The sequence below is a fragment of the Pseudoalteromonas sp. SG41-2 genome (assembly GCF_014164535.1).
Taxonomy (GTDB): Bacteria; Pseudomonadota; Gammaproteobacteria; order Enterobacterales; family Alteromonadaceae; genus Pseudoalteromonas; species Pseudoalteromonas rhizosphaerae.
Map to the genome: position 1 here is coordinate 116,520 of NZ_JACJFK010000005.1, position 26,517 is coordinate 143,036.

The window sequence follows — 26,517 nt, forward strand, 5'->3', positions numbered from 1 at the left end:
CCGAAAATTGAAGCTTTTTTGCAAAAAATGCTGACAAAACGCATAAAATTAACGGATATAGCATATAACAGGATAGACCTGATATTGCTTGAATTTAATTATAATATAGGTATCGTTCCCTATAAGATATAAGAACTGCTTACTCTCACTTTCAACTTAACTTACTTGCAGGATAAAATCGCGTTATGTCAGACTTTCGTGAACAAGCTTTACATTACCATTCGCACCCCGTTCCAGGAAAAATTAGCGTTGAGCTTACAAAGCCAGCTGAAACCGTACAGGATCTTGCACTCGCATACAGCCCCGGTGTTGCAGAACCGGTACGTGAAATAGCTGCTGATCCCGCTAATGCCTACAAATACACCGGTAAAGGCAATATGGTTGCGGTTATTACTAACGGCACCGCTATTTTAGGTTTAGGTAACTTAGGTCCATTGGCTTCAAAACCGGTTATGGAAGGTAAAGCGTTATTATTTAAACGCTTTGCGGGTCTAGATTCGATAGATATTGAGGTGAAACACAATACCACCGAAGATTTCATCAATACAGTTGCTAACATCGCTGATACGTTTGGCGGTATTAACTTAGAAGACATTAAAGCGCCAGAGTGTTTTGAAATAGAAAAAGCATTGATCGAGCGTTGTAGCATTCCAGTGTTCCACGACGATCAACACGGTACCGCGATTGTAACGGCTGCTGGTATGATCAACGCACTTGAAGTACAAGGCAAAGAAATCGAAGATGCGATTATCGTTTGTTTAGGAGCCGGTGCCGCAGCGGTTGCGTGTATGGAGCTACTGATCAAGTGTGGTGCATTGCGTGAACATATTTACATGTTAGATCGTAAAGGCGTTATTCATACTCGTCGTGATGATTTAAACGAGTACAAACAGTTATTCGCTAACAATACAGATAAGCGCACACTGCAAGATGTTATTGCTGATGCCGATGTATTTGTTGGTGTATCTGGCCCGAATTTACTTTCTCCTGACGATCTTAAGTTAATGGCTGATCGACCTGTAGTGTTTGCCTGTTCAAACCCAGATCCAGAAATCTCACCAGTGCTTGCTCATGGTGCTCGCGATGATTTAATCATGGCAACGGGTCGTTCAGATTATCCAAACCAAGTTAACAACGTGCTGTGTTTCCCATTTATTTTCCGTGGTGCGCTAGATGTGCGTGCAAGCAAAATTAATGATGAAATGAAAATTGCTGCGGTTGACGCTATTCGTAGCATTGCTAAAGAACCAGTACCAGCGGAAGTATTAAAAGCGGCGGGTGTTGAGACACTTGAATTTGGTGCGCAGTATATTATTCCAAAACCGATGGATCCGCGTCTATTACCGCGCATTGCCAAAGCAGTAGCGCAAGCGGCAATTGATTCTGGTGTTGCACAAATTGATATGCCGGAAAACTACATGGAGTAGCTGCTTCGCTGCAATTGGTAATGGCACAATAATAAAAACCTCAGCAACTTACGTTACTGAGGTTTTTTTGTAGCCAATTCCTGAAGCAGGAATATATACAAATGATAACTTAATCTTCGTTGAGTACAGGTACTTCGAGACCCATTTCAAGCATGATTTTTTTCACTTCTTCAGGCACTTTCTCTGGATTATCTTTACGTAAATCTTCATCGTTTGGCAGTGGTTGGCCAGTAAATGCGTGTAAAAATGCTTCACAAAGTAATTCGCTATTTGTTGCATGGCGAAGATTATTAATTTGACGACGAGTGCGCTCATCAGTCAAAACTTTTAATACATTTAGCGGGATCGAAACGGTGATCTTTTTAACTTGTTCTGATTTTTTCCCGTGTTCTGCGTATGGGTGAATATATTCACCATTCCATTTAGCCATAGGATGTATCGTTGCCTCAGGTTGTTAATTGTTTGCGCGACCTTTTGCAGCGCAAAGATGGCGAAATTCTATCGTGTTAAAAAAGATAGTCAAATACTTGTTTTTTAGCCATCTAGAGGCTTAAATGTTTTTACTTCTAATCTTGCGGCTAAAACCGCATAAATGCTTTGACTTATTAAATTTGATCCTCTAACCTTTTAGACGTCTAAACATCCATTTAATTGTAGGTGACGGTATGAGTCAAAAGAATAAAGCAACCATTGCAGTACGCAATGGTATTGATGCAGATAAACATCACGGCGCGGTTGTGCCTCCCATTCATTTATCGACCACCTACTCATTTGCTGATTTTGATAAAAAGCGCCAATATGATTATGGCCGTAGCGGCAACCCAAACCGTGATTTACTCGCTGAAACGCTCGCTAAGCTTGAAGGTGGCGCTAAGGGGATTATCACTGCAACGGGCATGGCTGCGGTGCATTTAGCTACTCAGCTGCTAAACAGTGACGATACCTTAGTGATCCCACATGATTGCTATGGCGGTAGTTACCGCTTATTCACCTCACTTGAAAAGCGTGGCTTATTAAAGTTAGTGGTTTTAGATTTAACTAAATCTGAAAATCATCAAAAAATTCTTGAGATAAAACCAAAGCTAATTTGGATTGAAACACCGAGTAATCCTATCTTACGGTTAACCGATATTAAAGCGATCACCACGATTGCTAAGCAGTGCGGTGCGTTGGTTGGTGCCGATAACACATTTTTATCACCTGCTTTGCAAAACCCAATTGAGTTTGGTGTTGATATTGTGGTGCATTCGACCACTAAATATATTAACGGTCACTCAGATGTTGTTGGTGGTGCGGTGATCGCCGCTACCCAAGAGTTGGGTGATGAGCTTGCTTGGTGGGCTAATAACATTGGCATTACCGGTGCCCCGTTTGATAGCTACTTAACGTTACGTGGTTTACGTACTTTGAATGTTCGTTTACGTCAGCATCAAGAAAATGCCTTTATTATTGCCCAATATCTAGAAAACTCCCCTTATGTAAGCCAAGTATATTACCCTGGATTAGTATCTCATCCACAGCATGAACTCGCTAAACAGCAGCAACGTGGTTTTGGTGGCATGGTAAGCTTTGATATCAAAGGTGATATTAATGATGCTGCAGAATTTTTGACCAGCTTAGAAGAATTTAGCTTAGCTGAGTCATTAGGTGGGGTTGAGAGTTTGATTTGTCACCCTGCAACTATGACCCACGCAGGTATGGAGGCAACTGCTCGTCTTGCTGCGGGAGTAGGTGATACCCTGATCCGTATTTCGGTGGGCATTGAAGATGTAAAAGATTTAATCGCTGACTTAGATCGTGTATTCAATAAAGTGAAACCAGGTCAAGCTCAGCACGGCGCAAAAGTAATCGCTTCCTCTGTTCAACAACAAGATGATGAGCAATCAAACTCATTTAAACTGACTCCTGCACATACGGCTTTGTGGTAATAAAAAATGGTAAATATAGTTCATAAATTTGGTGGTTCTAGCCTTAGTTCTGCAGAGCGTTATCAGGCCGTAGCAAATATTATTCTAGCCCATACGGAAGCCGGTGATTGTGTGGTGGTATCCGCAGCCGGTAAAACTACCAATACGTTAGTTACGTTATGGCATAGTTACCAGCAAGGTGATCAACAGGCAGTGAGTGATATTTTATTGCAGCTTGATAATCATCAACGTACTTTGATCGAGCAGTTATTGAGTCCAGCAGCGCGACATACGGCATTAAACGTATTAGAACAAGAGCTAGCCTTAATTGCACAGCAAACTCAACAGCAAAGCTTACAGGAAGCCGCATTGCTTGCTCACGGTGAAGTTTGGTCGGCACGATTATTGGCTAGCTATTTAAAACAGTTAAATGTTGCAGCTCAAGATGTTGATGCTCGTCAATTGTTTACCCTTAATGATGGGCAATTATTACATCAAAAAAATCAACAAGCCTGTGCCGAGTTAATTTCAGCCAATTGCATTAATATTGTTACCGGTTTTATAGCCGCTGATTGCCAAGCAAATACCGTTACTTTGGGGCGCAATGGCAGTGATTACAGCGCGACTTTGTTAAGCAGTTATTGTCATGCTAGTCAGGTATCAATTTGGACTGATACCCAAGGGGTGTTTAGTACCGACCCTCGTAAAGTAAAAAAAGCGATTAAGTATTCTAAAGTATGTCGTGGCCAAGCAAACTTACTGGCGCGTTTGGGCAACCCAGTGTTACATGCTAAAACTCTCTCGCCATTAAAAAATACTGATATCAAATTAGTCGTTCGCAGTAGTTACGACAGCGAAGCTAGCGCGACAGAAATTGTCAAAGAAGGTTACAGCAAAGCTAAGCGTTTTATCACTACCTTAGAAAATATTGATTTACTGCGCATTGATCAGCTGCGTGGCGGTGAAATTGGCGAATTAAGTCAGCTTATTCAACACAGCTTGCATCATTTTATTAAAAACGGCGATACCTACTTACTAGTGCCTGCAGCAGCGACTCATCAGGTGGTGAGTCATTTGCAAGGGCGCGCTAATATTATTGAGTCGAACTTACATGGTTGCGCTGTTGTGGCGCCACGAAATGATGTAGCGCAATTATTTGAACAAGCAACGCAAGTGCTTAGTGAGCAAAGTTTAGTGCCGCGCTTTAGCCATCAAGACGCAGACTACATATTACTACTAACGGATCAATCTATTGATAGTGATGTATTGACCTTATTGCATGATAAGCTGATTAACAAAGGCCAAGAGCTTGCCATTATTGTTGCTGGCCTTGGTAATGTTGGTGAAGTATTTATTGAGCAACTAAGTCAGCAGCTTAATCGTTTGCAGCAACACTTCAGCGTTAAGCTGGTTGGTTTATTACGCTCGCGCTCTATGTTGTTCAGCCCAAGTGGTATCGTGCTTGAGCAATGGCAGTCACAGTGGCAAAACGAAGCAATAGATTACCAAGAAGCTGATTTACTGACACGTATCAGCGAACTCGATTACGAACACAAAGTGCTGATTGATATTACTGCTAGTGAAGCGTTTAGTAAGCTTTACCCGGCGTTTGTAAATTTAGATTGTCACCTGATCAGTGCTAATAAATATGCGGGCACTGCAAATAATGACTGGTATCAAAATTTACGCCGTAATTTAGCTGAACGTAACTTATTATGGCGTTATAACACCAGTGTTGGTGCGGGTTTACCAATTAATTTTGCGTTAGCTGATTTACAAAACAGTGGCGACAGTATTACCCATATTGAAGGCGTGTTCTCAGGCACTTTATCGTGGTTGTGTAGCAGTTATGATGGCAGTGTGGCGTTTTCCGATTTAGTGTTGCAAGCGCAGCAAATGGGTTACACCGAGCCTGATCCACGGGAAGATTTATCAGGGCGTGATATGCAGCGTAAGCTATTAATTTTAGCTCGTGAATTAGGGCTCACCTTAGAGCTTGATGAGATTGGCTTAACACCGTTGATGCCAGAGCAACTAGCGCAAGGTGATTGGCAGTCTTTTTTAGCTAATAAGCAGTTGCTTGATGACTTTATTGCTGAAAAAGCACAGTTAGCTGGCAAAGAAAACAAAGTACTGCGTTATACCGGTGCGTTAACAATTGCTGATGGCAAAGTAACCGCTAAAGTCGGTTTGGCTTATGCAACACAGGGTGATGCCTTAGCTAACTTAACTCCAGGTGATAATATCTTTGTTATCAACAGTCAGTGGTATAGCGATAATGCGTTGGTGATCCAAGGTCCTGGTGCAGGCAAAGAAGTTACCGCAGCAGGCGTGCATTCTGATTTATATTGGTTAATACAAAACTTAAAATGAGCTCTGAGTTTGTAAAATAAAAAAAGCGCCGATTGGCGCTTTTTTTATGTAGCAGCGATTTTATATCGCGATAGAGTAATATTAAAACAGCTCTTCTTCTGTTTTAGTCTCTTCTTCAAACACGTTTTCTACATGCTGCATCACATACTTAGTGGGCGAGGTGCCTTTTTCAAAGTATTCAAAGCGACTAGTGTAATCGTTCTTTTGACTCAAGAGTCCCGTTGCTAGATCGATTCGTACCGACACTAATCCTTCAGGTGGCTCGATTGGTGCTTCTGGCTTATCTTTGAGTGCTACTCGCATAAAGTCAATCCATGCTGGTTGAGCTGTTTTAGCACCAGATTCTGCACCAGAGATCTGGGTATTATCCATGTTGTTATTATACGTCGAGCGACCAAGCGGGTTACCTGGATTATCAAATCCAACCCAGACCGAGGTCATAACATTACGGTTAAAGCCGCTAAACCAAGTATCGACAGAGTCATTAGTAGTACCCGTTTTACCGGAAAGATCGCGACGTTCTAATACCTGAGCACGCCAACCTGTGCCACTCCAACCCGTTTTATGAGCCCAACTACCGCCTCCCCAAATTGCGCTATTCATCGCATCAGCTATCAAAAACGCGTTTTGTTTAGATATGATGCGCGGCGCACAATGATTTGCTGCTTGGCTGGTATTTAACCCAGAAGTAGACTCAAATTGAGTCGTTGTTAGCGGAGGAGTAACGGGATCACACGCTAATAGTGGTTCTGTTTTAAATAACACATTACCTGCAGAGTCTTGAATCTCATTAATGAAATAAGGGGTGATCAAATGACCGCCATTGGCAAATGTGCTCATGCCACGGGCAAGCTCTAAAGGAGTAATTGACGCACTACCTAAAGCTAGCGATTCACTGCGATTGATATCATTATTTTGAAAGCCAAATTTTAATAGGTGATCAGCTGTGCGCTGCAAGCCTACCCCGCGTAGTAAGCGCACCGAAATAACGTTTTTCGATTGTGCTAAAGCACGACGAATACGGATTGGGCCGTTATATATCGCAGGGCTGTTTTTTGGTCGCCATGCGACCCCTAGGCTCTTGTCCCATTGATTGATTGGTGCATCATTTAAAATAGACGCTAAGGTATAACCATTATTCAGCGCCGCTGAATAAATAAACGGCTTAATGTTAGAACCTACCTGACGTTTTGCTTGCACGGCTCGGTTATATTGGCTTTGTTCAAAGCTATAGCCACCAACAATCGCTTTAATGCGACCATCATTCGGATCCAGCGATACTAATGCACTTGACGCTTCAGGCAATTGGCTGAGTAGATAACTACCATCGTCATTTTTACGTAGCCAAATTTGCTCCCCTGGATTGAGTATGTCGGTAGCGGTTTTTGGAGGAAAACCTTGACGGTAACGGGTAATGTATTTGCGTGCCCATTTGAGATTATCCCAGTCTAGAGTGGCTTGCTCACCACTTTTTAATAACACTGTTGCCGTTTGATCTGCTACAGACAAAACTGCTGCTGTTAATAACGGGGCAATTTCTTTTACCGGTTTTAGCTTTGCTAAAATTTCACTAGAACTTAGGGCTGGTTGCGTTTCAAAATCCCACAGTTGCTGCTCTGGGCCACGATAGCCATGGCGCATATCGTATGCATGGAGATTATTAACGAGTGCTTTTTGCGCTGCGGCTTGTACGTCAGATTCAACACTGGTGTAAACTTTAAAGCCGGTATTATAGGCTTTTTCGTAGCCATAACGAGCGACCATTTCTGCACGCACCATTTCAGATATATAAGGCGCATATAAGTCTATTTCGGCACCATGAAATTTTGCCGTAATTGGTTCTTGAGAGCTTTGGTTGTAGTCTGCTTGAGAGATATAACCTTCATCGAGCATACGTCTGAGTACCACATTACGGCGTGCCTTGGCGCGAACTGGGTTTCTGATCGGATTTAAAGCTGACGGCGCTTTTGGTAAGCCTGCAATCATTGCCATTTGCGCTAAAGTTAACTCGTTTAGTTGCTTTCCATAATAGACTTGTGCAGCGGCTCCGATACCAAAAGCACGATTACCTAACTCTATTTTATTTAGGTATAAAGCGAGTATTTCATCCTTGGTAAGTAAGTTCTCAATGTGTAACGCAATGAAGATCTCTTTTACTTTACGGATATAGGCCTTTTCACGTGTTAAGAAGAAGTTACGAGCTAACTGCATTGTTATAGTACTTGCGCCTTGTTTTTTCTCACCAGTTGAAATTAATACGAGCGCTGAACGTAAAATACCTATAGGATCTATACCTATATGGTCATAAAAGCGGTTATCTTCAGTAGCTAAAATAGCATTTATGAGTGGTTGTGGGATCTCTTCTATAGTCACTGGAATGCGACGTTTTTCACCGAACTGGTTGATTAACAAACCATCTTTCGAAAAGACTTGCATAGGAGTTTGTAATTGCACGTCTTTTAAAACTTGCACACTGGGGATATCAGATTTAACGTAATAATAAAGGCTTACTAAGGTAATGAGCCCTAAAAACGCGCAGATGATAAAAAATTGTAAAGTTCGTTTCAATAAAATCACTTATATTTTCCCTAAATGGACTCCCAATTAGAATCGGAGACTGCTAGTATATATTGATTAAAAAATGAATAGTATTTTTTCATATAAAAATTATAACTTGTTTATTCTTAAAACAAAGGCCAAGTTGCGAACATGCTAAGTCAACTATTGAGTAAGTCTTCATCGATGATGGTAGGGATAGATATCGGTTCACATGCTATAAAAGCGGTGTTGCTGAATGAAACGGACAGTGGCTACAGGCTCGAAGCGCTAGCAATTGAGCCAATGCCAAAAGGTACAATGGCTGAGCGCAATATTCAAGATATTGAGGCAATTGGTAATATCATTACTAAGCTAAAGCGTAAGTTACCTAAGTCAATTCGTTCGGCAGCAGTGGCTGTATCGGGACAAACCGTCATTACGAAAGTAATTTTTATGGATGTTACGCTTAGCGATGCAGAGCTTGAGTCGCAAATAGAAATCGAGGCCGACAGCCTTATTCCCTATCCTTTAGATGAAGTTAGCCTAGATTTTGAAAAGCTCAGTACCAACGAAGCCGATCCTTCCAAAATGAATGTGTTGCTTTCAGCTGCGCGTACCGAAAGTGTTGAAGCCCGTGTTGGTGCCTTAGAATCAGCTGGCTTAATAGCAAAAGTAGTTGATGTAGAAAGCTATGCGCTGAGTCGCGCAATGGATGTGTATTATCAGCAATTACCAAGCGATGCATTTAATAAGTGTGTAGCAGTGGTCGATATTGGCGCGGTACTTATGTTGGTAAGTGTGGTACTTGGCGGTGAAACGATTTACACCCGAGACCAGGTATTTGGTGGCGATCAATACACCAACAGCATAGTGGCTTATTACAATAAAAGTTTTGATGAAGCTGAAATAGGCAAAACTACTGGCGATCTTCCGCCTAACTATACGTTTGAAGTATTGGCACCGTTTCAAACCTCATTATTACAGCAAGTGCGCCGCGCAGTGCAGATGTTTTTAACTACCAGTGGCAAAGATCAAATCGATTACATTGTGCTTACTGGTGGCACAGCGATGATTGATGGCCTTGATCGATTGCTAATTGAAGAACTAGGTATTCATACCATAGTGGCTGAGCCTTTTGAAAATATGGATATTTCCCACCATGTCGATCGCAATGTGTTACAGCGTCATCGTACTCAATTTGCAATAGCGACAGGTTTGGCATTAAGGAGTTTTTCATCATGCCACATATAAATCTACTGCCGTGGCGCGAACAGCAGCGAAAACAATCGCAGAATAAATTTGTCACTATTTTATTTTTCGTGGTGCTTGGCAGTTTTATCAGTATGTATTTATTGAGTAGCTATTACGGTGGTTTACGAGACGGTCAAAATATTAAAAATAATTACCTTTCAACTGAAATAGGGCAATTAGATCGGCGTATTAGTGAAATTCGTGAGTTAGATAAAAAGAAAGAAAACTTACAGCAACGTATGCGCTTAATTGAAGAGCTGCAAAGTAGTCGTAATTTAGGCACACAAATTATGGATGAAGTTGCCAAAATTGTACCAACGGGTGTTTATCTAACTAAGTTAGAGCGCCGTGGTAGTGCAATTCATGTGGTTGGGCGTAGCGAATCAAATAATTATTTGTCAAACATGTTGCGCCAAGTACAAAACTCCTATCTGCTCGAAAAGCCGACAATGCAAGGCATTATTGCAGGGGAGAAATCGTCTCGTTTATTGAGTGATTTTAATATGGAATTTTATGTAAAACCCTTTGATAAGATTGGAGAGGTTAAATAATGAACCTTGATATCAAAGCGTTAACAGAGATTGAATGGAACGAAATTGAGCTTGAAAATATCGGCGATTGGCCAATAGTTGTCAAGGTTATTTGCTGTACTTTTGTAGCTGCCTTGGTGCTGTTTTTTAGTTACAGCTTATTGGTTTCAGATGAAATAGATAGCTACCACAATGCAGTTAGTAAAGAAGTTGAGTTACGCAGTACCTATCGAGTGAAATATGCTGTGGCCAGTAATCTAGAAATTTACCGTCAACAAATGGTTGAAATGGAAGAAAAGTTTTCTTTACTACTAAAGCGCTTACCGACTTCAAACGAAACACCAGGCTTACTTGATGATTTATCTTATGTGGGCACGACCAGTGGCTTAACCTTTCTTAAAATTGGCTGGTTACCAGAAGTGGAAAAAGAATTTTATACTGAGTTACCGATTAAAATTGAAGTAATAGGTAGCTACCATGAGTTTGGTGATTTTGTTGGTAAAGTGGCGCAACTTCCTCGTATAGTAAGTTTGCATGACTTTTCAATTAATAGTTCAGACTCAGGCAAACTGACATTTAGCGTGGTTGCCAAAACTTACCGCTATGAAGGCGGCGTGAAGAAAGTAGGGGCTAAAAAATGAAAAAACTAGCCTTTGTTTTACTCAGCGGTATTTTGGTGAGCGCATGTAACGATGATACTTCTGAGCAAAAAGAATTTATTGATCAGGTAAAAGCCAGCACTACACCTAAGGTAGAGGCTATTCCAAAACTGACCCAATTTGAGCACTTTGAATACAATGCACAGCAACTACGTAGTCCTTTTGTTGCGCCGCAACCAGAAATTATTCAAAATAACATGATCCAAGTTAAAAACTGCTTACACCCTGATCCTGATCGTACGCGTGAAGTATTAGAGAAATATCCGTTGGATAACCTAGCAATGAAAGGCACGCTGGGTTCTGGTGGCCAAACATGGGCATTAATTAAAGCTGCAGATGATACTTTACACCGAGTTACTATCGGTAATCATATTGGTTTGTATCATGGTGTTGTACAAGATGTTAAAAGTGATTATATAGAATTGTTAGAATTAATACCCGACGGGTCTGGTTGTTGGAAAGAGCGCCTGACGAAGCTGGAAATGTTAGAGGCGGGATCCAATGGCACTAGTTAAAAATAAAAAAGGTAAAATTAAAATGCATAAGGGAGTATCTTGGAGTAATCGCATTCAGCAGGCTTTGTTTGTTGTTATTGCCCTTTTTATCACGCAATCAGCAATGGCTACGCCGCTATTGTATGATGTTCGTTATAGCCCGCTAATAGCTGGAGAAACACAGTTACAGCTGGTATTTGATGAAGAGCTGACTGAAGAGCCAAAAGTTCAGGTATTTAATAACCCGGCTCGTATTGAAATGCGCTTTAATGCAGCTAGTGTTGAACAAGGTTTAAGTGAAGTACAAATCAACCAAGCAGGTATTGAAAAAGTTAATAGTGTAGCTGTTGATGGTAACTTGATTGTCACTGTTCATTTAGAGCGTTTAAAAATTTACCAAACAACGGTGAACAATAACCTTGTTTCATTACACGTTTCCGATAATCCGATCACGTCACAACAAGATGCTAATACCGCTAAAGAAGTGACTGGCAATTACATCAACTCAATCCAGTCTATTGATTTTCGTCGCGGTGAAAAAGGTGAAGCGCGAGTCTTAGTCTTTTTACAAGATACTCAAGCTGCGATTGATGTGCATGAAAGTGGCGGTAAAATTATTGCTGAGTTTCATCATACCGATATTTTAGATGACTTATTATATGAGCTAGATGTGCTAGATTTTGGCACTGTAGTGAGCTCAATTGAGACATTTAAAGAAAATAATATGAGTAGGGTAGTGATAACCCCTAATGCCGCGTTTAAATTCACTTATCAACAAATTGAAAATATTCTTACACTTACAGTTGAAAAAGATGAATCGCAACGTTCATATTTAGAAGGTGGTAAAGAATACCAAGGTCGCCCAATGACCCTAAACTTTCAAGACATCTCTGTGCGTGCCGTATTGCAAATTATTGCCGGCTATAATGATTTCAACCTAGTAACCAGTGACTCAGTCAGTGGCAACATAACTCTGCGTTTAGATGGTGTGCCTTGGGATCAAGCTCTTGACGTGGTATTACGCGTTAAAGGTTTAGATAAGCGTATGGATGGCTCTATATTAATGGTGGCACCATCTGAAGAGCTTGCCGCCCGCGAAGCGAAAGATCTAAAAGCCAAACAACAAGTTGAAGACTTAGAGCCGCTTTATAGTGAATATATTCGTTTGAATTATGCTAAAGCGGAAGAGTTTGCTGATTTACTGAAAACCGACACTAACAGCATTATTAGTGCTCGCGGCAGTGTATCCGTTGATAAACGTACCAATACCTTGTTAATTAAAGACACCGTTAAAAGCATTGCAAGTGTTCGCCGTATGGTCGAAACTTTGGATATAGCGGTTAGACAAGTTATTATTGAGGCACGTATGGTTACTGTACGTGATAACGTAAAAGAAGACTTAGGAGTACGTTGGGGGTTTAGTGATCAACAAGGCACTGATGGTATTTCAGGTACCTTAGAAGGTGCTAATACGATTTCTAACGGCACCATTCCAAGTATTTCTGATCGCCTTAATGTAAACTTGCCTATCACAGGTGCCGCTGGCAGTATTGGTATGCACGTTGCTAAATTAGCAAATGGCACGTTACTTGATTTAGAGCTAACCGCGCTTGAAGAAGAAAACCGTGGTGAAATTATCGCAAGTCCGCGTATTACTACTGCCAACCAGAAAAAAGCACGTATTGAACAAGGTACCGAAATACCGTATGTTGAATCTGCTTCAAGTGGTGCTACAACTGTTAGCTTTAAAAAGGCAGTATTGAGTCTTGAGGTAACACCACACATCACCCCAGATAATAAAGTTATCTTGGATTTAATCATTACCCAAGATACCCGAGGTGATACGGTACAAACTGGAACTGGTCCTGCAGTTGCAATTGATACCCAAGAAATTCAAACCCAAGTACTGGTTGAGAATGGTCAAACCGTGGTACTTGGTGGTATATTCCAGCAGCAAATCATTAACTCAGTTAAAAAAGTACCATTATTAGGTGATATTCCTTACCTAGGAGTGCTGTTTAGAAGCACTAGTGAGTTTAATGAAAAGAAAGAATTGCTGATTTTCGTTACTCCGAAAATCCAAATAGAGTAATTTACACTGATTTATTCTTACACAATGGGCAATTATTGACTTTAATTGCTCGTTAATTGGCTTTTTGTTCTAATTGACTTGAAATACCCAATCAATTACTGAGATAATCCCCTCCTTAATTTTGGGGCCAGGTCGTTAGGCGGGGTTTTATTTCAAATTTTAGAGTTCGTTTGTACTAAAAGATATGGCTGAAAAACGTAATATATTTCTAGTTGGCCCTATGGGGGCTGGCAAAAGCACAATTGGTCGTCACATTGCAGATCAATTGCACCTTGAATTTGTCGATTCTGATCAAGAAATCGAACGCCGTACCGGTGCAGATATTGCCTGGGTGTTCGATCTTGAAGGTGAAGAAGGCTTTCGACTTCGTGAAGAATCTGTCATTGGCGATCTAACAGAAATGCAAGGTATTGTACTTGCAACTGGTGGTGGTTCTGTGATGAGTAAAGAAGTACGAAACAAGCTTTCGGCTCGTGGTATTGTTGTATACCTAGAGACACCTATCGAAAAGCAAGTTGCACGCACGCAGCGCGACAAGCGTCGCCCATTACTGCAAACAGAAGAAGCACCTCGTGATGTATTAGAGCGCTTAGCTGAAGAACGCGAACCGTTGTATAAAGAAGTAGCTGATTTTGTTGTACGCACTGATGAGCAAAGCGCTAAAGTTGTCGCTAATCAAATCATCGAGAAATTAGATTTTTAAATACCAATAAGAAAGGATACTAGCGATGCTTGAATTAACAGTTAATTTAGACGAGCGAAGTTATCCTATTTATATTGGTCAATCTGCTCTTCAACAGACTGACAGGCTGCATCATCATATTGGTGATTGTCGACCTATCATTATCACTAATGACACCATTGCACCTTTGTACTTAAGCGATGCAATGGCGTTATTAGCTGATTTAAATCCGCTAAGTTTTATTATTCCTGATGGTGAGCAATATAAATCACTGGAATGGTTTGAGAAAATCTCGGCATTTTTGCTTGAAAACAATTGCGGCAGAGATACTTGCTTAATCGCCCTTGGTGGTGGTGTGGTCGGTGATCTGACTGGTTTTGTTGCGGCCTGCTATCAACGCGGGGTACCGTTTATTCAAGTACCCACTACCTTATTATCGCAAGTTGATTCATCAGTTGGCGGTAAAACGGCGGTTAACCATCCTTTGGGTAAAAACATGATTGGGGCTTTTTATCAGCCGCAAGCCGTGTTTATTGATACTCAATCATTGCATACACTTCCTGCTCGTGAATTTGCAGCCGGTATGGCTGAAGTTATTAAATATGGCTTAATTTACGATACAGAATTATTTACTTTTCTAGAAAACAACACCGCGCAATTACAGGCTTTGGATGAAGAAACCATTCAGCATGTGATTTTTCGTTGTTGTGAAATTAAAGCACTGATTGTCGCTCAGGATGAAAAAGAAGCAGGACTTCGAGCGTTACTTAATTTAGGCCATACCTTTGCACATGCTATCGAAGCGCAAATGGGATACGGTCAATGGCTACATGGTGAAGCTGTTGCCACTGGCATGGTATTAGCAGCACAGCTAGCTCATACTCGTGGTGATTTAAGTGCACAAGAAGTTGCAAGGATCGTTACCTTAATAGCACAATATAATTTGCCTAGTGAGATCCCTGATGTGATGACTGCTGAACATTTCCTTCATCATATGCGTAAAGATAAAAAGAATAAAAAAGGCACGATCCGTTTTATTCTTCCTACTGCGTTTGGTCAATGCGCGTTGGTTGATGATGTATCAGATCAACAGGTCCGAAATTTAATAGGGCGCTAATGCAATCGCAAATCTTACCTAGCCGTGCGGCTTTGGTTGATCGGATTGCCCTACAGTTTGAATATGGGCAAAATTTAATTGTCTTACTGGGTCCTTCTGGACTTGGTAAAAGTTATCTTCTCGAAACCTTCATTACTGATAAATACAGTGATTTTAATAAGTCATTTGTGCAGCTTAGTGCGCGTATGAGTGATATGCAATTGATGAGTGAGTTACTGGAACAAAGCTTCCGCTCGCCGTTAATTGATCAAAACCTAAGCCTGTCAGAAAATTTTTACCAACTAGCTAAACAGCAAAACTGTGGTCCATGTTTATGGGTGTTAGATGGTGGACGGCATTTATCTGAAGAAATGGTCGAAGAGTTAACAGCGCTTACCAAGCATAGTCCTACTACTTTATATGTCTTACTGGCATCGCAATCAGTGGGGCAATTTAAAAGCGCTGTTGAAATTCATCTTGAAGCACTTTCAATAGCAGAAAGTAAACAGTTGATGAAGTGCTATTTTAATGATTTACCTTATGATGAAGACCCGGTATTTCAAACCTTTTTGCGCGAAGCACACGGTAATCCGAGTTTATTGTTAGCGTGGCAACCAACACAGCATACAGCTAAGGTTGTAGTCACTGATAAAGTATCTTGGCGAGTACATTTAATAACGCTGCTAGTGATTATTATGTTACTCATCATTGGCTTTTTATATAAATCTGATATGACCCGTTGGTGGTATGATTTTTATCAGCCACAACCTGAAACTCCAGTGGCGACGGCAATCGCAGTCGATACTTTAAAGCAAGCTGTAACAGAACCAGCGGTGACAATAGATTCCTCACAAGTAGAAGCTACAGATGCTCAATCAGCTGATCAACAAGCTCAACCAGAGCAAGACAAGCCGCTTATTGATAATCCTACTCAGGAAAATAATGTTGCGGCAATACTAGATAGTTTAGCGCCAGTTGCAGAGCCTGTTGATATCACGACTAGCTTGGCTGAAGAACCCACTGTGGTAGAGCTTGTTCCTCAAGCGCAGCAAATTATGCCAGCAGATAATGCTTGGTATCTACAACAGCCGGATAGTAAGGTCGTGATCCAGTTACTAGCGGTAACTCAGCAAACAATCGCCGAGCAGTTTGTTGCTAAACAGTCGCTGCAAGTACTTGGTAAAGTCTATCAAACACGCCGCAACGATAAAATGTGGTGGGTGGTAACCTATGGCAGCTTTGATAACTTAAATGCGGCTCGCGAAGCGCTAGCAAGCCTACCTGAAGCGGTGCGTAAAAATCAGCCGTTTTATAAAAAAATCAGTAAAATAAAACAAGAAATCGCGTTACTAGATCAGTAAATTTACACTGTTTAGTGTAAAATCGCGGCACACCAGTTTGAAGTAAAGAGCCGATGCAGAAAAAGACCAGAGCCTTCCTTAAATGGGCTGGCGGAAAATACAGCTTAGTTGAAGATATTAGCGCGCGCTTAAATGAAGCGAGCAAACACGCTGATACCTTAGTTGAACCGTTTGTAGGTGCTGGCTCGGTATTTTTAAACACAGATTTTAAAGATTATATTCTTAATGATATTAATGCTGATCTCATTAACTTGTATAACGAATTAAAAAATTCTCCAGATGAATTCATCAGCGATGCTAAAAAGCTGTTTGTTGATTTAAACAACCAGCCTGACGCATATTATGATTACCGCGTACAGTTTAATCAAAGTAATGACATTTACGAGCGAGCGATTTTATTTTTATATATGAATCGCCACGGCTACAACGGTTTATGCCGCTATAACCTGAAAGGAATTTTTAATGTTCCGTTCGGTAAGTATAAACGTCCGTATTTTCCTGAAAAAGAAATGTACTTTTTTGCCGAAAAAGCGCAACAAGCCACGTTTACTTGTTTAGGTTATGACGATGTATTTAAATTAGTACCCGATAACGCCGTGATCTATTGCGATCCACCTTATGTGCCTTTGAGTAAAACGGCGTCGTTTACCTCTTATGCTAAGGGTGGCTTTAATTTAGATGATCAGGCGAATCTAGCTAATTTAGCTGAGCAAGCGGCATTTGAAAACAAAACACCGGTATTGATCTCGAATCATGACACTGTATGGACACGTAAAATATATAGCCAAGCAACGTTAGCTGAAATTCAAGTTAAGCGGACGATTAGCCCAAAAGGTGGTTCGCGCAATAAAGTTAATGAGTTGATGGCTATGTACTTAGCACCCAAGTCACCACGCCATAGATAGCGGTTACAAAAGATATAAATAAAATAATAGCGATGATAATAATACTGGTAGGCGAGTGTTGTTTAAAGTCAGCGTGACGCTTGTGTTCAGATTGCACGCCAAAAAATGCCGCAACAACACTTTGTATAGCGCTGATCAGTTGCCGCATTTTACTAGAACCTAGGACTAAGTGAACGTGCTTTTTGTGGTTCGTCTGAGCTGGTTAATAATTCAAGTAAATCTAAATAATGAAATTGTGCACTGCGACTATCACCAGTGATCCATGACATCCAACTTGATTCTTGTTCGACCTTCATACATTGCACTGCATTATTAATTTTTAAATGGCCTGAGCTACATTCGCAATCGTTAGCTGCGATAAGTGTATTATCACTTTTTGAAAAATAGCTTAGTGTACCGATAGTTATAGCAGCCGCAGTTAAGATCCCGATTTTAAAAGCACGCATTTTACTAAGTCCATAATAGTGTTACTCACTAGAGCATACATAAAAAATGCTCAAATAACAAACTTAATTTATCCTTAACAAATATAAAAAATTAATAAAATTAGAAGGTTAAGGTAAAAATAATGTTTATATTTTGCTGTTTAAAATATAACCGTTGCAAAACTTCAAATAGAGTTAAAGCTTTAATTAACTGGGATTCTTGGGGAATAGCTTGATTTAGGTTACATTATGGCAATTAATGGCCCTGCTATTTTGCGCATTTTTAATATCACTAAGGATTGTTTATGTTAGAAACACTACAAAAGTACCTTATCGCCCCGTCTATTTTATCTGCTGATTTTGCCCGTTTGGGCGAAGATGTTGAGCGTGTTTTAGCTTCTGGTGCAGATGTAGTTCATTTTGATGTGATGGATAATCACTATGTGCCAAACTTAACAATTGGGCCTATGGTGTGCAAAGCGCTACGTGATTATGGTATTACTGCGCCTATTGATGTGCATTTAATGGTTAAACCGGTCGATAGTTTAATACCGCAATTTGCTGATGCTGGTGCTTCAATCATTACTTTTCATCCTGAAGCGAGTGAACATATTGATCGCACTTTGCAGCTGATCAAAGATCATGGTTGCCAAGCTGGTTTAGTCTTTAACCCTGCGACGAGTTTAAGCTATTTAGAACATGTGATTGATAAGCTTGATGTGATTTTATTAATGTCGGTTAATCCAGGTTTTGGCGGTCAAAGTTTTATTCCTCATACTTTGGAAAAACTACGCCAAGCACGGAAAATAATTGATGATTCAGGTCGTGCTATTCGTTTAGAAGTAGATGGTGGTATTAAAGTCGATAATATTGCGGCGGCGGCTCAAGCCGGTGCTGACATGTTTGTTGCCGGCTCTGCTATTTTTAATCAGCCAGATTACCAACAAGTAATTGAGCAAATGCGTGCCCAGTTAGAGGGTGTAAAATAATGAAGTATGAAGCCGCTTTATTTGATCTTGATGGTACTTTAGTTGATAGTGTTTATGATTTATATATAGCGATGAATCTGACTTTATCTGATTTAGCTTTTCCAATTGTAAGTCAGGGGTTGGTACAAAGCTGGGTTGGTAACGGCATTGAAATGCTGGTTAAGCGAGGCCTCAGTGGCGACATGAAAGTCAGTGAACACCTAGATCCAGCATTAGCAGATAAAGCAATTGCGCTTTTTTATGATCATTATGAGCAACAAGTAGGTGAATACAGTGTGCTTTATCAACACGTAGAAACAGGCCTTGCGGCGTTACGTGGTATACCAAAAGCGTTGATCACTAACAAAGCCCGCTGCTTTACTGAAAAGCTACTTGATAAGCTCGCTTTGAGAAGTCATTTTGAGGTGATAGTGTGTGGTGATGACATGGCCAAAAAGCCTTCACCAGAGCCTCTTTTATTTGCTTGTCAGCAATTAAATGTACCAGTGAGTCAAGCAATTATGATTGGTGACTCAAAAAGTGATATCTTAGCGGCGCAAGCGGCACATATAGACGTACTTGCCGTTAATTATGGTTATAACCAAGGTGAAAATCTTGCTGATTTGAATCCACAGTACCTCTGTGAGAATTTCTTAGATATAATACCTGTTCTTACCCAGCGTTAAGCGATTTTTTAATTTTAGCATTTTTTATTTTTGTAATATAAAGGAACATCATGAGTAAACCAGTAGTGTTAAGTGGCATGCAGCCAACCGGTGGAATGACAATAGGCAACTATGTTGGCGCTATTAACCAGTGGGTAAAGCTACAGGAAGAGTATGATAGTCACTTTATGTTAGCTGATTTGCACGCGATTACGTTACGCCAAGATCCAGAGCTTTTAAAAACCCGTGTATTAGATGGTATAGCTTTGTATGTTGCATGTGGTATTGATCCAGATAAAGCTGCTTTATTTGTGCAGTCGCAAGTGCCTGAACATGCACAGCTAGGTTGGGTACTAAACTGTTATGCGCAAATGGGGGAGCTTAACCGCATGACCCAGTTTAAAGATAAGTCAGCAAAGAACACCAGCAACGTAAACGTTGGTTTGTTTGCTTATCCGGTATTACAAGCAGCTGATATTTTACTTTATCAAGCGGCGCAAGTACCAGTAGGTGATGATCAAAAGCAGCACCTTGAACTAACACGCGATATCGCAACGCGCTTTAATAACTTATATGGTGAAGTTTTCACGATCCCAGAACCTTACATTCCAGAGTTTGGTGCGCGCGTAATGAGCCTGCAAGATCCACTGAAAAAAATGTCTAAATCAGATGAAAACCCAAATGGTTTTATCATGATGTTAGACGAACCAAAAAAGATCGAGAAAAAGCTTAAAAAAGCAGTAACCGATTCAGACGAGCAAGCGCGTATTTATTTTGATCGCACTGAAAAACCAGGCGTATCAAACTTACTAACACTTATGTCTGTTGCAACTAAGCGCTCAATTGAAGAGTTAGTGCCTGAATACGAAGATAAAATGTATGGCCATCTGAAAAAAGACACCGCTGACGCAGTAGTGAGCATGATCGAGCCAATCCAAGCGCGCTTTAAAGAGATCCGTGAAGATCAAGCATTGCTCAACAACATCATGAAAACCGGTGCTGAAAAAGCCAGCGCACGTGCAGAGATAACCTTAAAGTCTGTTTACAACGCGTTAGGATTTATTCCACGTCCGTAACGCTTGCTAATAACTAATCATATAAAGCCAGATGGTTCCAACTACAACGGAATATCTGGCTTTTTTGTTGCTGTTATATACAAATTTAGGCTCGAAGCAGCAGCTTTAATCTTATTTAAATTCAAGTGTTAAGTGCAATCGTTATGAGATTAAGTTCATGGAATACTTCAAAATTACGTTAAAGTTCGAAAATGGACGTATATCTTCTTCTGATTTAAAGACGCTCAAGTCTTATTTAGGACAAGGTCTACATGAAATAAAGCAGCGCATTGCGCTGCAAGATGATCTCTTGGTGTGTATTTTACGCAGTAGCGAGTTTTTTAAAGGTGTTGCTGAGGCAAGAGAATTGTTGGCAGGTTTGGAGTCGGATTACCGACTATTTAGTAACGGCGAAATAGTGGATTTGTCCTTTCTCGATGAATTGATAACTCGTATTGCAGGGATTGAACTTAAAAGCATCAGATAACAAGCTATTTAGCTCGCGGGATATAAACATGCTTATTATATAAAGCTCAGCTTCCACCTATTAACTCAAAGTAATTGCCAAATTAAAAAACAGGTTTGACTTTAATTAACTGACTTTAGTATTTTCCGTAGCCCGTAGCCCGCTATGGCGCTTTAATGCCCGGCGATTGGCATGCTTTTACCGTAAAGCTGTAACCGTAAGGTTTGCTGTTATCTGGTGCAATTTCAACAATTTCGTAGTCGTTAATCTCAATCGATTTACTGTCGTCAGATTTTTTGCAACGGGAGTATTGGTCTGCTTCGTAGGTGTAAGCAAACATAGCAATTAACCGTTTGCTGCGTTCAAAGTAACCTTTGGTGTTAAAGAATAATCGTACGGATTGAGTGGTTTCATCTTCTTCCGTCGGAGTTACTGGCAGTGTGGAAGGTGTTTGGGTAATATTTTCACTTGGTAGTTGCCCATGTATTTTTTGGCTGAGCTCTTCTACAACTTCAACTTCTTGTTGCTTTGTTAGTGCTCGACTTGAGAGCTGCTTGCTGCTGACGAAGTTGCTTACTATGTCATCAAAAACGGCACCGGTATCTTTGTCATCAACAAAAGACATTAGATTGATTATTACAATCGTTGATAAAAAAAACCGTATAGAAGCTGTAAGTAAAGGTGAATAGCTTTGGCTAATAAACTTTACCCGCTGTGAACCAAACGGTTTGATGATTAAGAGCATAAAAATATAGAACGGCAATATCAATTGTAATAATAGTAATGTCGATAGAGAGATGCCCAACGCCCAGGGTGGTAAATAAAGTAGCGTGGCAAAATTGTGGGTGTAATTAAAATGTGTTGCTGAAACATGAGTTACATTATTCACAATGCCACTGGCATTGGCCAGTACAAAGTTGGCGATACTGGCATAGAAAATAAGTATAAGTGCTTTGCCAGCAAGTGAATGCCAGAGCTTATTGAACTTTGGCCAAAACTCAATAGTAAGCGCTACGATAGTGATACTGGCGCATAGCCAACCACTTTGAAAGATGATTAGGCAGATTAACGCCAATAAGTAGAGCTTTTGCGCGGTGTTAAGATTAAACCAAATAGCTTTACCTTGCTCATAAAAGCGCAGTTTATGAGGTTGCAAATTTTGCTGTTGTTGCCTCAGCTGTTTGTTTGCACGCCATCTGGCAATTTTTATGTATCTTAACACCGGCCAACCTTAGTACATAAAGCGAAAACCCTATTTTGATAATAGGGGTTTTAAATAGTGGCCAGTATGTGAACGCTCACATTCGGCTACTTCATCCGGCGTGCCTGCAATGAGGATCTCACCGCCGCCAGCACCACCTTCGGGACCTAGATCAATGATCCAATCGGCTGTTTTTATTACATCAAGATTATGCTCAATAACCACAATCGTATTACCGTGGTCACGCAGGCGATGCAGTACTACTAATAATTGTTCAATATCAGCAAAGTGCAAGCCTGTGGTTGGTTCATCTAAAATGTATAAGGTTTTACCTGTGTCACGTTTAGATAACTCGCGGGCGAGTTTAACCCGTTGAGCTTCACCACCAGAGAGCGTTGTCGCGGCTTGGCCTAAGCGAATATAAGACAGGCCCACATCCATTAAGGTTTTTAGTTTACGCGCAATGGCGGGTATTTTATCAAAATAGTCGTGTGCGTCTTCCACCGTCATTTCTAATACTTGATGGATGTTTTTGCCTTTATACTGCACTTCTAACGTTTCACGGTTATAACGTTGCCCTTTACAGACATCACATGGCACATATACATCAGGTAAAAAGTGCATTTCGACTTTGATCACGCCATCGCCTTGGCAAGCTTCACAGCGGCCACCTTTTACATTAAAGCTAAAGCGACCGACTTTGTAACCACGAGAGCGAGATTCCTGCGTGCCTACAAACAGTTCACGAATGCCAGTAAAAATACCGGTATATGTGGCTGGGTTTGAGCGTGGGGTACGGCCAATCGGGCTTTGGTCAATATCGATGACTTTATCAAAATGCTCAAGGCCGCTAATTGATTTGTACGGTGCGGCTTCGGCGGTGGTCGCTCCGTTTAGTTCGGTATGAGCAAGTTTGAATAAGGTATCGTTGATAAGCGTTGACTTACCAGAGCCTGATACGCCAGTAATACAGGTCATTAAACCAAAAGGTATTTTTAAATCGACATTTTTTAAGTTATTACCGCTAGCGCCAAACAGCTCTAACCACTTATCGTTGATTTTATGACGCTCTTTGGGAACTTCAATTTTGCGTCGGCCAGATAAAAATTGCCCTGTTACTGACTCTTCGCTAGCTAAAATGTCATCACGAGTACCTTGGGCAATGATATAACCGCCATGCACGCCAGCTCCAGGGCCTATATCAATAATATGATCGGCGGCACGTATGGCATCTTCGTCGTGCTCTACCACAATCACGGTATTACCTAAGTCGCGTAGATGGATCAGCGTTTGTAGTAAACGGTCATTATCACGTTGATGCAAACCAATCGATGGTTCATCAAGTACATACATTACGCCTACTAAGCCTGCGCCAATTTGGCTGGCTAAGCGAATACGTTGAGCCTCACCGCCAGATAAAGTATCAGCACTGCGCTCTAAAGAGAGATAATTTAGCCCTACGTTGATCAAAAACGATAAACGGTCGCGAATTTCTTTTAAGATTTTCTCAGCTATCTGGCCTTTTTGGCCCGTTAAGCTTAGTTGCTCAAAAAAGCTCATGGCTTCACCAATACTCATACTGGTGATAGCGGGTAAGTTAGTCTGACCGATAAATACACTGCGCGCTTCTTGGCGTAGGCGCGACCCTTTACAACTTGGGCAAGCTTGGCTGGTTTGATATTTAGACAGCTCTTCGCGCACGGAATTTGATTCTGTCTCACGATAGCGGCGGTTCATGTTATTTAACACGCCTTCAAACTCATGGTTACGAGTGATCAGGTCGCCACGGTCGTTGCGGTAGTTAAAAGCAATTTTTGTATCGCCAGAACCTTCTAAAATGATTTTTTTAGCATCTTTAGATAGTTCCTGAAATGGCATTTCTAAATCAAATTTATAGTGCTCAGCAACGGCTTGTAGCATCTGGAAATAGTAAAAACTGCGTTTATCCCAGCCTTTTATGGCACCGCCAGATAAACTAAGCTCTGGGTTTTGAATCACTCGATTTGGGTCGAAATACTGACGAACTCCTAAACCATCACAACTTTGGCATGCGCCTGCCGGATTATTAAATGAGAATAACCGAGGTTCAAGTTCGGTCATGGCGTAGCCACACGTTGGGCAAGCGAAGTTGGCGGAGAGCAGCAGCTCTTCGGCGTTTGCGTCATCCATCGATGCAATAGTTGCTACACCGGCTGACAGCTCTAACGCGGTTTCAAACGATTCGGCTAAACGCTGTTGTAAGCCATCTTTCACTTTAAAACGATCGACCACGACTTCAATAGTGTGTTTTTTATGTAGTTCTAAAGTCGGTGGATCAGAAAGGTCGCATACTTCCCCGTCAATACGGGCGCGAATATAACCTTGGCTGGCTAGTTGCTCTAACAACTTAACGTGCTCACCTTTGCGCTCTTTCACAACAGGGGCTAGCAACATCAGCTTGCTGCCCTCTGGGAACGCCAGCACAGTGTCGACCATTTGGCTAACAGTTTGTGCAGCGAGTGGCAAATCGTGAGTAGGGCAACGCGGTTCACCGACACGGGCAAACATTAAGCGCAGGTAATCATATATTTCGGTAATGGTGCCAACGGTGGAGCGGGGATTATGTGACGTTGATTTTTGTTCAATTGAAATTGCCGGCGACAACCCTTCAATATGATCAACATCCGGTTTTTCCATTAAAGATAAAAATTGTCTGGCATAGGCCGATAAAGATTCTACATACCGACGCTGCCCTTCTGCATATAAGGTATCAAATGCTAAAGACGATTTACCCGAACCAGATAGACCGGTGATAACAATTAATTTATCACGGGGAATGGTTAGGCTGATGTCTTTTAAATTGTGCGTGCGGGCGCCTCGGACTTCAATGTTTTCCATGCTATCTCGTTTCATTACCAAATTGATTTACTGAGTATCTCATAATACGTGCGAAGATTAATCCTTGATCAATGAAAAATCATCGCATTGGGACGATTATTTCTCTGTAAGCTTGTGGTAGAATCCCTGCTCAAATTTTAATAGACAGCAAGAACACGCGAATCATGACAGCTTCTTCACTCAATTCACGAGAAAAACGCGCCGCAGTTTCCTTAGCGAGTGTGTTTGCATTTCGTATGCTTGGCCTATTTATGTTGATGCCAGTATTGGCTATTTATGGGCAAGAATTATCAGGATTTTCACCTATATGGATTGGTTTTGCGATTGGCGCCTATGGTTTAACACAAGCTGTGTTACAAATTCCCATGGGCTGGTTATCGGATAAAATTGGCCGTAAAAAAGTCATTGTTGGCGGTTTAACTGTTTTTGCCATCGGTTCGGTGATTGCTGCCACGGCTGATTCAATGCAAATGGTCACGTTAGGGCGAGCATTACAAGGGATGGGCGCAATTGCCAGCTCGTTATTAGCTTTTGCTTCTGATTTGAGCCGCGATGAGCAACGACCAAAAGTGATGGCCGTGATTGGTATGAGCATAGGCATGAGCTTTGCTATTGCTATGTTACTTGGTCCAATGGTTGCCGCAGCGTGGGGTCTTGCTGGAGTGTTCTGGTTAACTGCTATTTTGGCTGTTGCGGGTATTTTTATTGTGTTGTTTTTGGTCCCCAAAGCGGTTAGCAAAGCCCCCAAAGGCGATACCTTAGCAAGCGTTAGCGATATTAAAAAACTCATTAAGCACCCGCAATTAGCACGTTTAGATTTAGGGGTGATGCTATTACATTTGACCTTGACGACGATTTTTGTCGCCTTACCAGGGCAGTTAATTGCCAAAGGTTTAGCAGCACAAGCGCATTGGCAAGTATATATTCCCGTTTTATTACTGGCATTTTTATTAATGGCGCCAGTGATGATCATTGCGATCCGCAAAGAAAAAGAGAAACAGGCATTTGTTGGCTCTATCGCAGTGCTCGCTCTAAGTATGTTGGCAATGGCAATTGGTGTTGACTCAATCATCGGCATGGCGATGTGTATGCTGGCGTATTTTGTTGCCTTTAACTTTTTAGAAGCGACGATGCCGGCATTAGTATCGCGCTTAGCACCTGCTAGCCAAAAAGGCTCGGCGATGGGAGTGTTTTCGTCAGGACAATTTTTTGGTGCATTTTTAGGTGGTATTTTAGGCGGTTACGTTGCGCAATCAACAACACCGCAAGCAGTGTTTGCCGCAGCCGCAGTTGTTGGGGTAATATGGCTTATCCTTGCGTGGAATATGCAAGTCCCGCCACGCAGTAAAATGATAAGCTTAATGACAGAATTAAGTAACGAGCAGCAAGCGCAAACCCTTGCTTCTCGTTTAGTTGCTTTACCAGGCGTAATTGAAGCAACAGTAGTCTGTGATGAAAATCGCAGTTATTTAAAGATTGATGATAAAGAATTTGACCTAGACCAAGCCCGCAAAGTGGCTGGTTTAATATAACGTTTATAGGAGA

23 protein-coding genes are annotated in these 26,517 nt (G+C 41.2%); 17 read left to right on the forward strand and 6 right to left on the reverse strand.

Features of this window, described 5'->3' with window-relative positions; translation table 11 throughout:
* Nucleotides 1-185: 185 nt before the first annotated feature.
* Nucleotides 186-1,427, forward strand: coding sequence for a malic enzyme-like NAD(P)-binding protein (locus tag H5186_RS05630; RefSeq protein WP_145238508.1), 1,242 nt, complete (start codon nucleotides 186-188; stop codon nucleotides 1,425-1,427).
* A 109-nt stretch (nucleotides 1,428-1,536) separates the two neighbouring features.
* On the opposite strand, the gene metJ is transcribed toward H5186_RS05630, so the two are convergent.
* Nucleotides 1,537-1,857 carry a met regulon transcriptional regulator MetJ gene (gene metJ / locus H5186_RS05635; RefSeq protein WP_016709540.1) on the reverse strand — a complete coding sequence of 107 codons (321 nt, stop codon included), beginning with the start codon at nucleotides 1,855-1,857 and terminating at the stop codon, nucleotides 1,537-1,539.
* Between the two features lie 235 nt (nucleotides 1,858-2,092).
* Between metJ and metB the strand changes: the two genes are divergently transcribed.
* Both metB and metL read left to right on the forward strand, forming a co-directional pair.
* Nucleotides 2,093-3,355 carry a cystathionine gamma-synthase gene (metB, locus tag H5186_RS05640; protein ID WP_182760697.1) on the forward strand — a complete coding sequence of 421 codons (1,263 nt, stop codon included), beginning with the start codon at nucleotides 2,093-2,095 and terminating at the stop codon, nucleotides 3,353-3,355.
* Between the two features lie 6 nt (nucleotides 3,356-3,361).
* Nucleotides 3,362-5,707, forward strand: coding sequence for a bifunctional aspartate kinase/homoserine dehydrogenase II (gene metL / locus H5186_RS05645; RefSeq protein ID WP_182794229.1), 2,346 nt, complete (start codon nucleotides 3,362-3,364; stop codon nucleotides 5,705-5,707).
* 81 nt (nucleotides 5,708-5,788) lie between these two features.
* On the opposite strand, the gene H5186_RS05650 is transcribed toward metL, so the two are convergent.
* Nucleotides 5,789-8,284: a penicillin-binding protein 1A gene (locus tag H5186_RS05650; RefSeq protein WP_182740293.1), complete on the reverse strand. Its 2,496-nt coding sequence runs from the start codon at nucleotides 8,282-8,284 to the stop codon at nucleotides 5,789-5,791.
* Nucleotides 8,285-8,416: 132 nt separating this feature from the next.
* On the opposite strand from H5186_RS05650, the gene H5186_RS05655 reads away from it, so the two are divergent.
* The 9 genes from H5186_RS05655 to H5186_RS05695 all read left to right on the forward strand — a co-directional run bounded on the left by H5186_RS05655 (nucleotide 8,417) and on the right by H5186_RS05695 (nucleotide 17,315).
* Nucleotides 8,417-9,496: a pilus assembly protein PilM gene (locus H5186_RS05655; protein WP_145238520.1), complete on the forward strand. Its 1,080-nt coding sequence runs from the start codon at nucleotides 8,417-8,419 to the stop codon at nucleotides 9,494-9,496.
* Nucleotides 9,484-10,047, forward strand: a complete 564-nt coding sequence (locus tag H5186_RS05660) for a PilN domain-containing protein (RefSeq protein WP_149982630.1) — start codon at nucleotides 9,484-9,486, stop codon at nucleotides 10,045-10,047. The genes H5186_RS05655 and H5186_RS05660 overlap by 13 nt, the downstream gene beginning before the upstream one ends.
* Complete coding sequence (locus tag H5186_RS05665) at nucleotides 10,047-10,667, forward strand: type 4a pilus biogenesis protein PilO (protein WP_149982631.1); 621 nt, start codon at nucleotides 10,047-10,049, stop codon at nucleotides 10,665-10,667. Before H5186_RS05660 ends, H5186_RS05665 begins: the two co-directional genes overlap by 1 nt.
* Nucleotides 10,664-11,200 carry a pilus assembly protein PilP gene (locus H5186_RS05670; RefSeq protein ID WP_182717697.1) on the forward strand — a complete coding sequence of 179 codons (537 nt, stop codon included), beginning with the start codon at nucleotides 10,664-10,666 and terminating at the stop codon, nucleotides 11,198-11,200. Before H5186_RS05665 ends, H5186_RS05670 begins: the two co-directional genes overlap by 4 nt.
* Nucleotides 11,187-13,271 (forward strand): type IV pilus secretin PilQ, encoded by a 2,085-nt coding sequence (locus tag H5186_RS05675; protein ID WP_149982633.1) that lies wholly within the window; start codon nucleotides 11,187-11,189, stop codon nucleotides 13,269-13,271. Before H5186_RS05670 ends, H5186_RS05675 begins: the two co-directional genes overlap by 14 nt.
* 184 nt (nucleotides 13,272-13,455) lie before the next feature.
* Complete coding sequence (aroK, locus tag H5186_RS05680) at nucleotides 13,456-13,974, forward strand: shikimate kinase AroK (RefSeq protein ID WP_008466255.1); 519 nt, start codon at nucleotides 13,456-13,458, stop codon at nucleotides 13,972-13,974.
* 25 nt (nucleotides 13,975-13,999) lie between these two features.
* Nucleotides 14,000-15,070, forward strand: coding sequence for a 3-dehydroquinate synthase (gene aroB, locus H5186_RS05685; RefSeq protein ID WP_149982634.1), 1,071 nt, complete (start codon nucleotides 14,000-14,002; stop codon nucleotides 15,068-15,070).
* The gene (locus tag H5186_RS05690; RefSeq protein WP_182794230.1) at nucleotides 15,070-16,410 is read left to right on the forward strand and encodes an AAA family ATPase; all 1,341 of its coding nucleotides are present in this window, start codon (nucleotides 15,070-15,072) and stop codon (nucleotides 16,408-16,410) included. The genes aroB and H5186_RS05690 overlap by 1 nt, the downstream gene beginning before the upstream one ends.
* 53 nt (nucleotides 16,411-16,463) lie before the next feature.
* Nucleotides 16,464-17,315: a Dam family site-specific DNA-(adenine-N6)-methyltransferase gene (locus H5186_RS05695; protein WP_149982636.1), complete on the forward strand. Its 852-nt coding sequence runs from the start codon at nucleotides 16,464-16,466 to the stop codon at nucleotides 17,313-17,315.
* Here the strand turns inward: H5186_RS05695 and H5186_RS05700 are convergent.
* Together H5186_RS05700 and H5186_RS05705 are read right to left on the reverse strand one after the other, a co-directional pair.
* Nucleotides 17,278-17,463, reverse strand: coding sequence for a DUF2970 domain-containing protein (locus tag H5186_RS05700; protein WP_182717699.1), 186 nt, complete (start codon nucleotides 17,461-17,463; stop codon nucleotides 17,278-17,280). The genes H5186_RS05695 and H5186_RS05700 overlap by 38 nt on opposite strands.
* A 4-nt stretch (nucleotides 17,464-17,467) precedes the next feature.
* The gene (locus H5186_RS05705; RefSeq protein ID WP_145238548.1) at nucleotides 17,468-17,761 is read right to left on the reverse strand and encodes a hypothetical protein; all 294 of its coding nucleotides are present in this window, start codon (nucleotides 17,759-17,761) and stop codon (nucleotides 17,468-17,470) included.
* A gap of 284 nt (nucleotides 17,762-18,045) precedes the next feature.
* On the opposite strand from H5186_RS05705, the gene rpe reads away from it, so the two are divergent.
* The 4 genes from rpe to H5186_RS05725 all read left to right on the forward strand — a co-directional run bounded on the left by rpe (nucleotide 18,046) and on the right by H5186_RS05725 (nucleotide 20,915).
* Nucleotides 18,046-18,729 carry a ribulose-phosphate 3-epimerase gene (gene rpe, locus H5186_RS05710; RefSeq protein WP_182717700.1) on the forward strand — a complete coding sequence of 228 codons (684 nt, stop codon included), beginning with the start codon at nucleotides 18,046-18,048 and terminating at the stop codon, nucleotides 18,727-18,729.
* Entirely contained in the window at nucleotides 18,729-19,394 is a 666-nt protein-coding gene (locus H5186_RS05715; RefSeq protein WP_182717701.1) for an HAD-IA family hydrolase, read from the forward strand. The genes rpe and H5186_RS05715 overlap by 1 nt, the downstream gene beginning before the upstream one ends.
* Before the next feature lie 50 nt (nucleotides 19,395-19,444).
* Nucleotides 19,445-20,449, forward strand: coding sequence for a tryptophan--tRNA ligase (trpS, locus tag H5186_RS05720; RefSeq protein WP_145238557.1), 1,005 nt, complete (start codon nucleotides 19,445-19,447; stop codon nucleotides 20,447-20,449).
* Nucleotides 20,450-20,606: 157 nt separating this feature from the next.
* Complete coding sequence (locus H5186_RS05725; RefSeq protein WP_145238560.1) at nucleotides 20,607-20,915, forward strand: hypothetical protein; 309 nt, start codon at nucleotides 20,607-20,609, stop codon at nucleotides 20,913-20,915.
* A 142-nt stretch (nucleotides 20,916-21,057) separates the two neighbouring features.
* Here the strand turns inward: H5186_RS05725 and H5186_RS05730 are convergent, their stop codons facing one another.
* Complete coding sequence (locus tag H5186_RS05730; RefSeq protein ID WP_182740298.1) at nucleotides 21,058-22,116, reverse strand: hypothetical protein; 1,059 nt, start codon at nucleotides 22,114-22,116, stop codon at nucleotides 21,058-21,060.
* 30 nt (nucleotides 22,117-22,146) lie between these two features.
* Nucleotides 22,147-24,972 (reverse strand): excinuclease ABC subunit UvrA, encoded by a 2,826-nt coding sequence (gene uvrA / locus H5186_RS05735; RefSeq protein ID WP_182767496.1) that lies wholly within the window; start codon nucleotides 24,970-24,972, stop codon nucleotides 22,147-22,149.
* Nucleotides 24,973-25,136: 164 nt separating this feature from the next.
* Between uvrA and H5186_RS05740 the strand changes: the two genes are divergently transcribed.
* Entirely contained in the window at nucleotides 25,137-26,504 is a 1,368-nt protein-coding gene (locus tag H5186_RS05740) for an MFS transporter (RefSeq protein ID WP_145238569.1), read from the forward strand.
* The last annotated feature ends 13 nt before the right edge of the window (nucleotides 26,505-26,517 follow it).

Coding starts and splice junctions, on each gene's coding strand:
- H5186_RS05675 (WP_149982633.1), top strand. CDS start 11,187: ATGGCACTAGTTAAAAATAAAAAAGGTAAAATTAAAATGCATAAGGGA.
- aroB (WP_149982634.1), top strand. CDS start 14,000: ATGCTTGAATTAACAGTTAATTTAGACGAGCGAAGTTATCCTATTTAT.
- uvrA (WP_182767496.1), bottom strand. CDS start 24,972: ATGGAAAACATTGAAGTCCGAGGCGCCCGCACGCACAATTTAAAAGAC.
- metJ (WP_016709540.1), bottom strand. CDS start 1,857: ATGGCTAAATGGAATGGTGAATATATTCACCCATACGCAGAACACGGG.
- H5186_RS05630 (WP_145238508.1), top strand. CDS start 186: ATGTCAGACTTTCGTGAACAAGCTTTACATTACCATTCGCACCCCGTT.
- H5186_RS05705 (WP_145238548.1), bottom strand. CDS start 17,761: ATGCGTGCTTTTAAAATCGGGATCTTAACTGCGGCTGCTATAACTATC.
- H5186_RS05690 (WP_182794230.1), top strand. CDS start 15,070: ATGCAATCGCAAATCTTACCTAGCCGTGCGGCTTTGGTTGATCGGATT.
- metB (WP_182760697.1), top strand. CDS start 2,093: ATGAGTCAAAAGAATAAAGCAACCATTGCAGTACGCAATGGTATTGAT.
- H5186_RS05665 (WP_149982631.1), top strand. CDS start 10,047: ATGAACCTTGATATCAAAGCGTTAACAGAGATTGAATGGAACGAAATT.
- H5186_RS05715 (WP_182717701.1), top strand. CDS start 18,729: ATGAAGTATGAAGCCGCTTTATTTGATCTTGATGGTACTTTAGTTGAT.
- H5186_RS05670 (WP_182717697.1), top strand. CDS start 10,664: ATGAAAAAACTAGCCTTTGTTTTACTCAGCGGTATTTTGGTGAGCGCA.
- H5186_RS05725 (WP_145238560.1), top strand. CDS start 20,607: ATGGAATACTTCAAAATTACGTTAAAGTTCGAAAATGGACGTATATCT.
- H5186_RS05655 (WP_145238520.1), top strand. CDS start 8,417: ATGCTAAGTCAACTATTGAGTAAGTCTTCATCGATGATGGTAGGGATA.
- metL (WP_182794229.1), top strand. CDS start 3,362: ATGGTAAATATAGTTCATAAATTTGGTGGTTCTAGCCTTAGTTCTGCA.
- aroK (WP_008466255.1), top strand. CDS start 13,456: ATGGCTGAAAAACGTAATATATTTCTAGTTGGCCCTATGGGGGCTGGC.
- H5186_RS05740 (WP_145238569.1), top strand. CDS start 25,137: ATGACAGCTTCTTCACTCAATTCACGAGAAAAACGCGCCGCAGTTTCC.
- H5186_RS05700 (WP_182717699.1), bottom strand. CDS start 17,463: ATGCGGCAACTGATCAGCGCTATACAAAGTGTTGTTGCGGCATTTTTT.
- H5186_RS05695 (WP_149982636.1), top strand. CDS start 16,464: ATGCAGAAAAAGACCAGAGCCTTCCTTAAATGGGCTGGCGGAAAATAC.
- H5186_RS05660 (WP_149982630.1), top strand. CDS start 9,484: ATGCCACATATAAATCTACTGCCGTGGCGCGAACAGCAGCGAAAACAA.
- rpe (WP_182717700.1), top strand. CDS start 18,046: ATGTTAGAAACACTACAAAAGTACCTTATCGCCCCGTCTATTTTATCT.
- trpS (WP_145238557.1), top strand. CDS start 19,445: ATGAGTAAACCAGTAGTGTTAAGTGGCATGCAGCCAACCGGTGGAATG.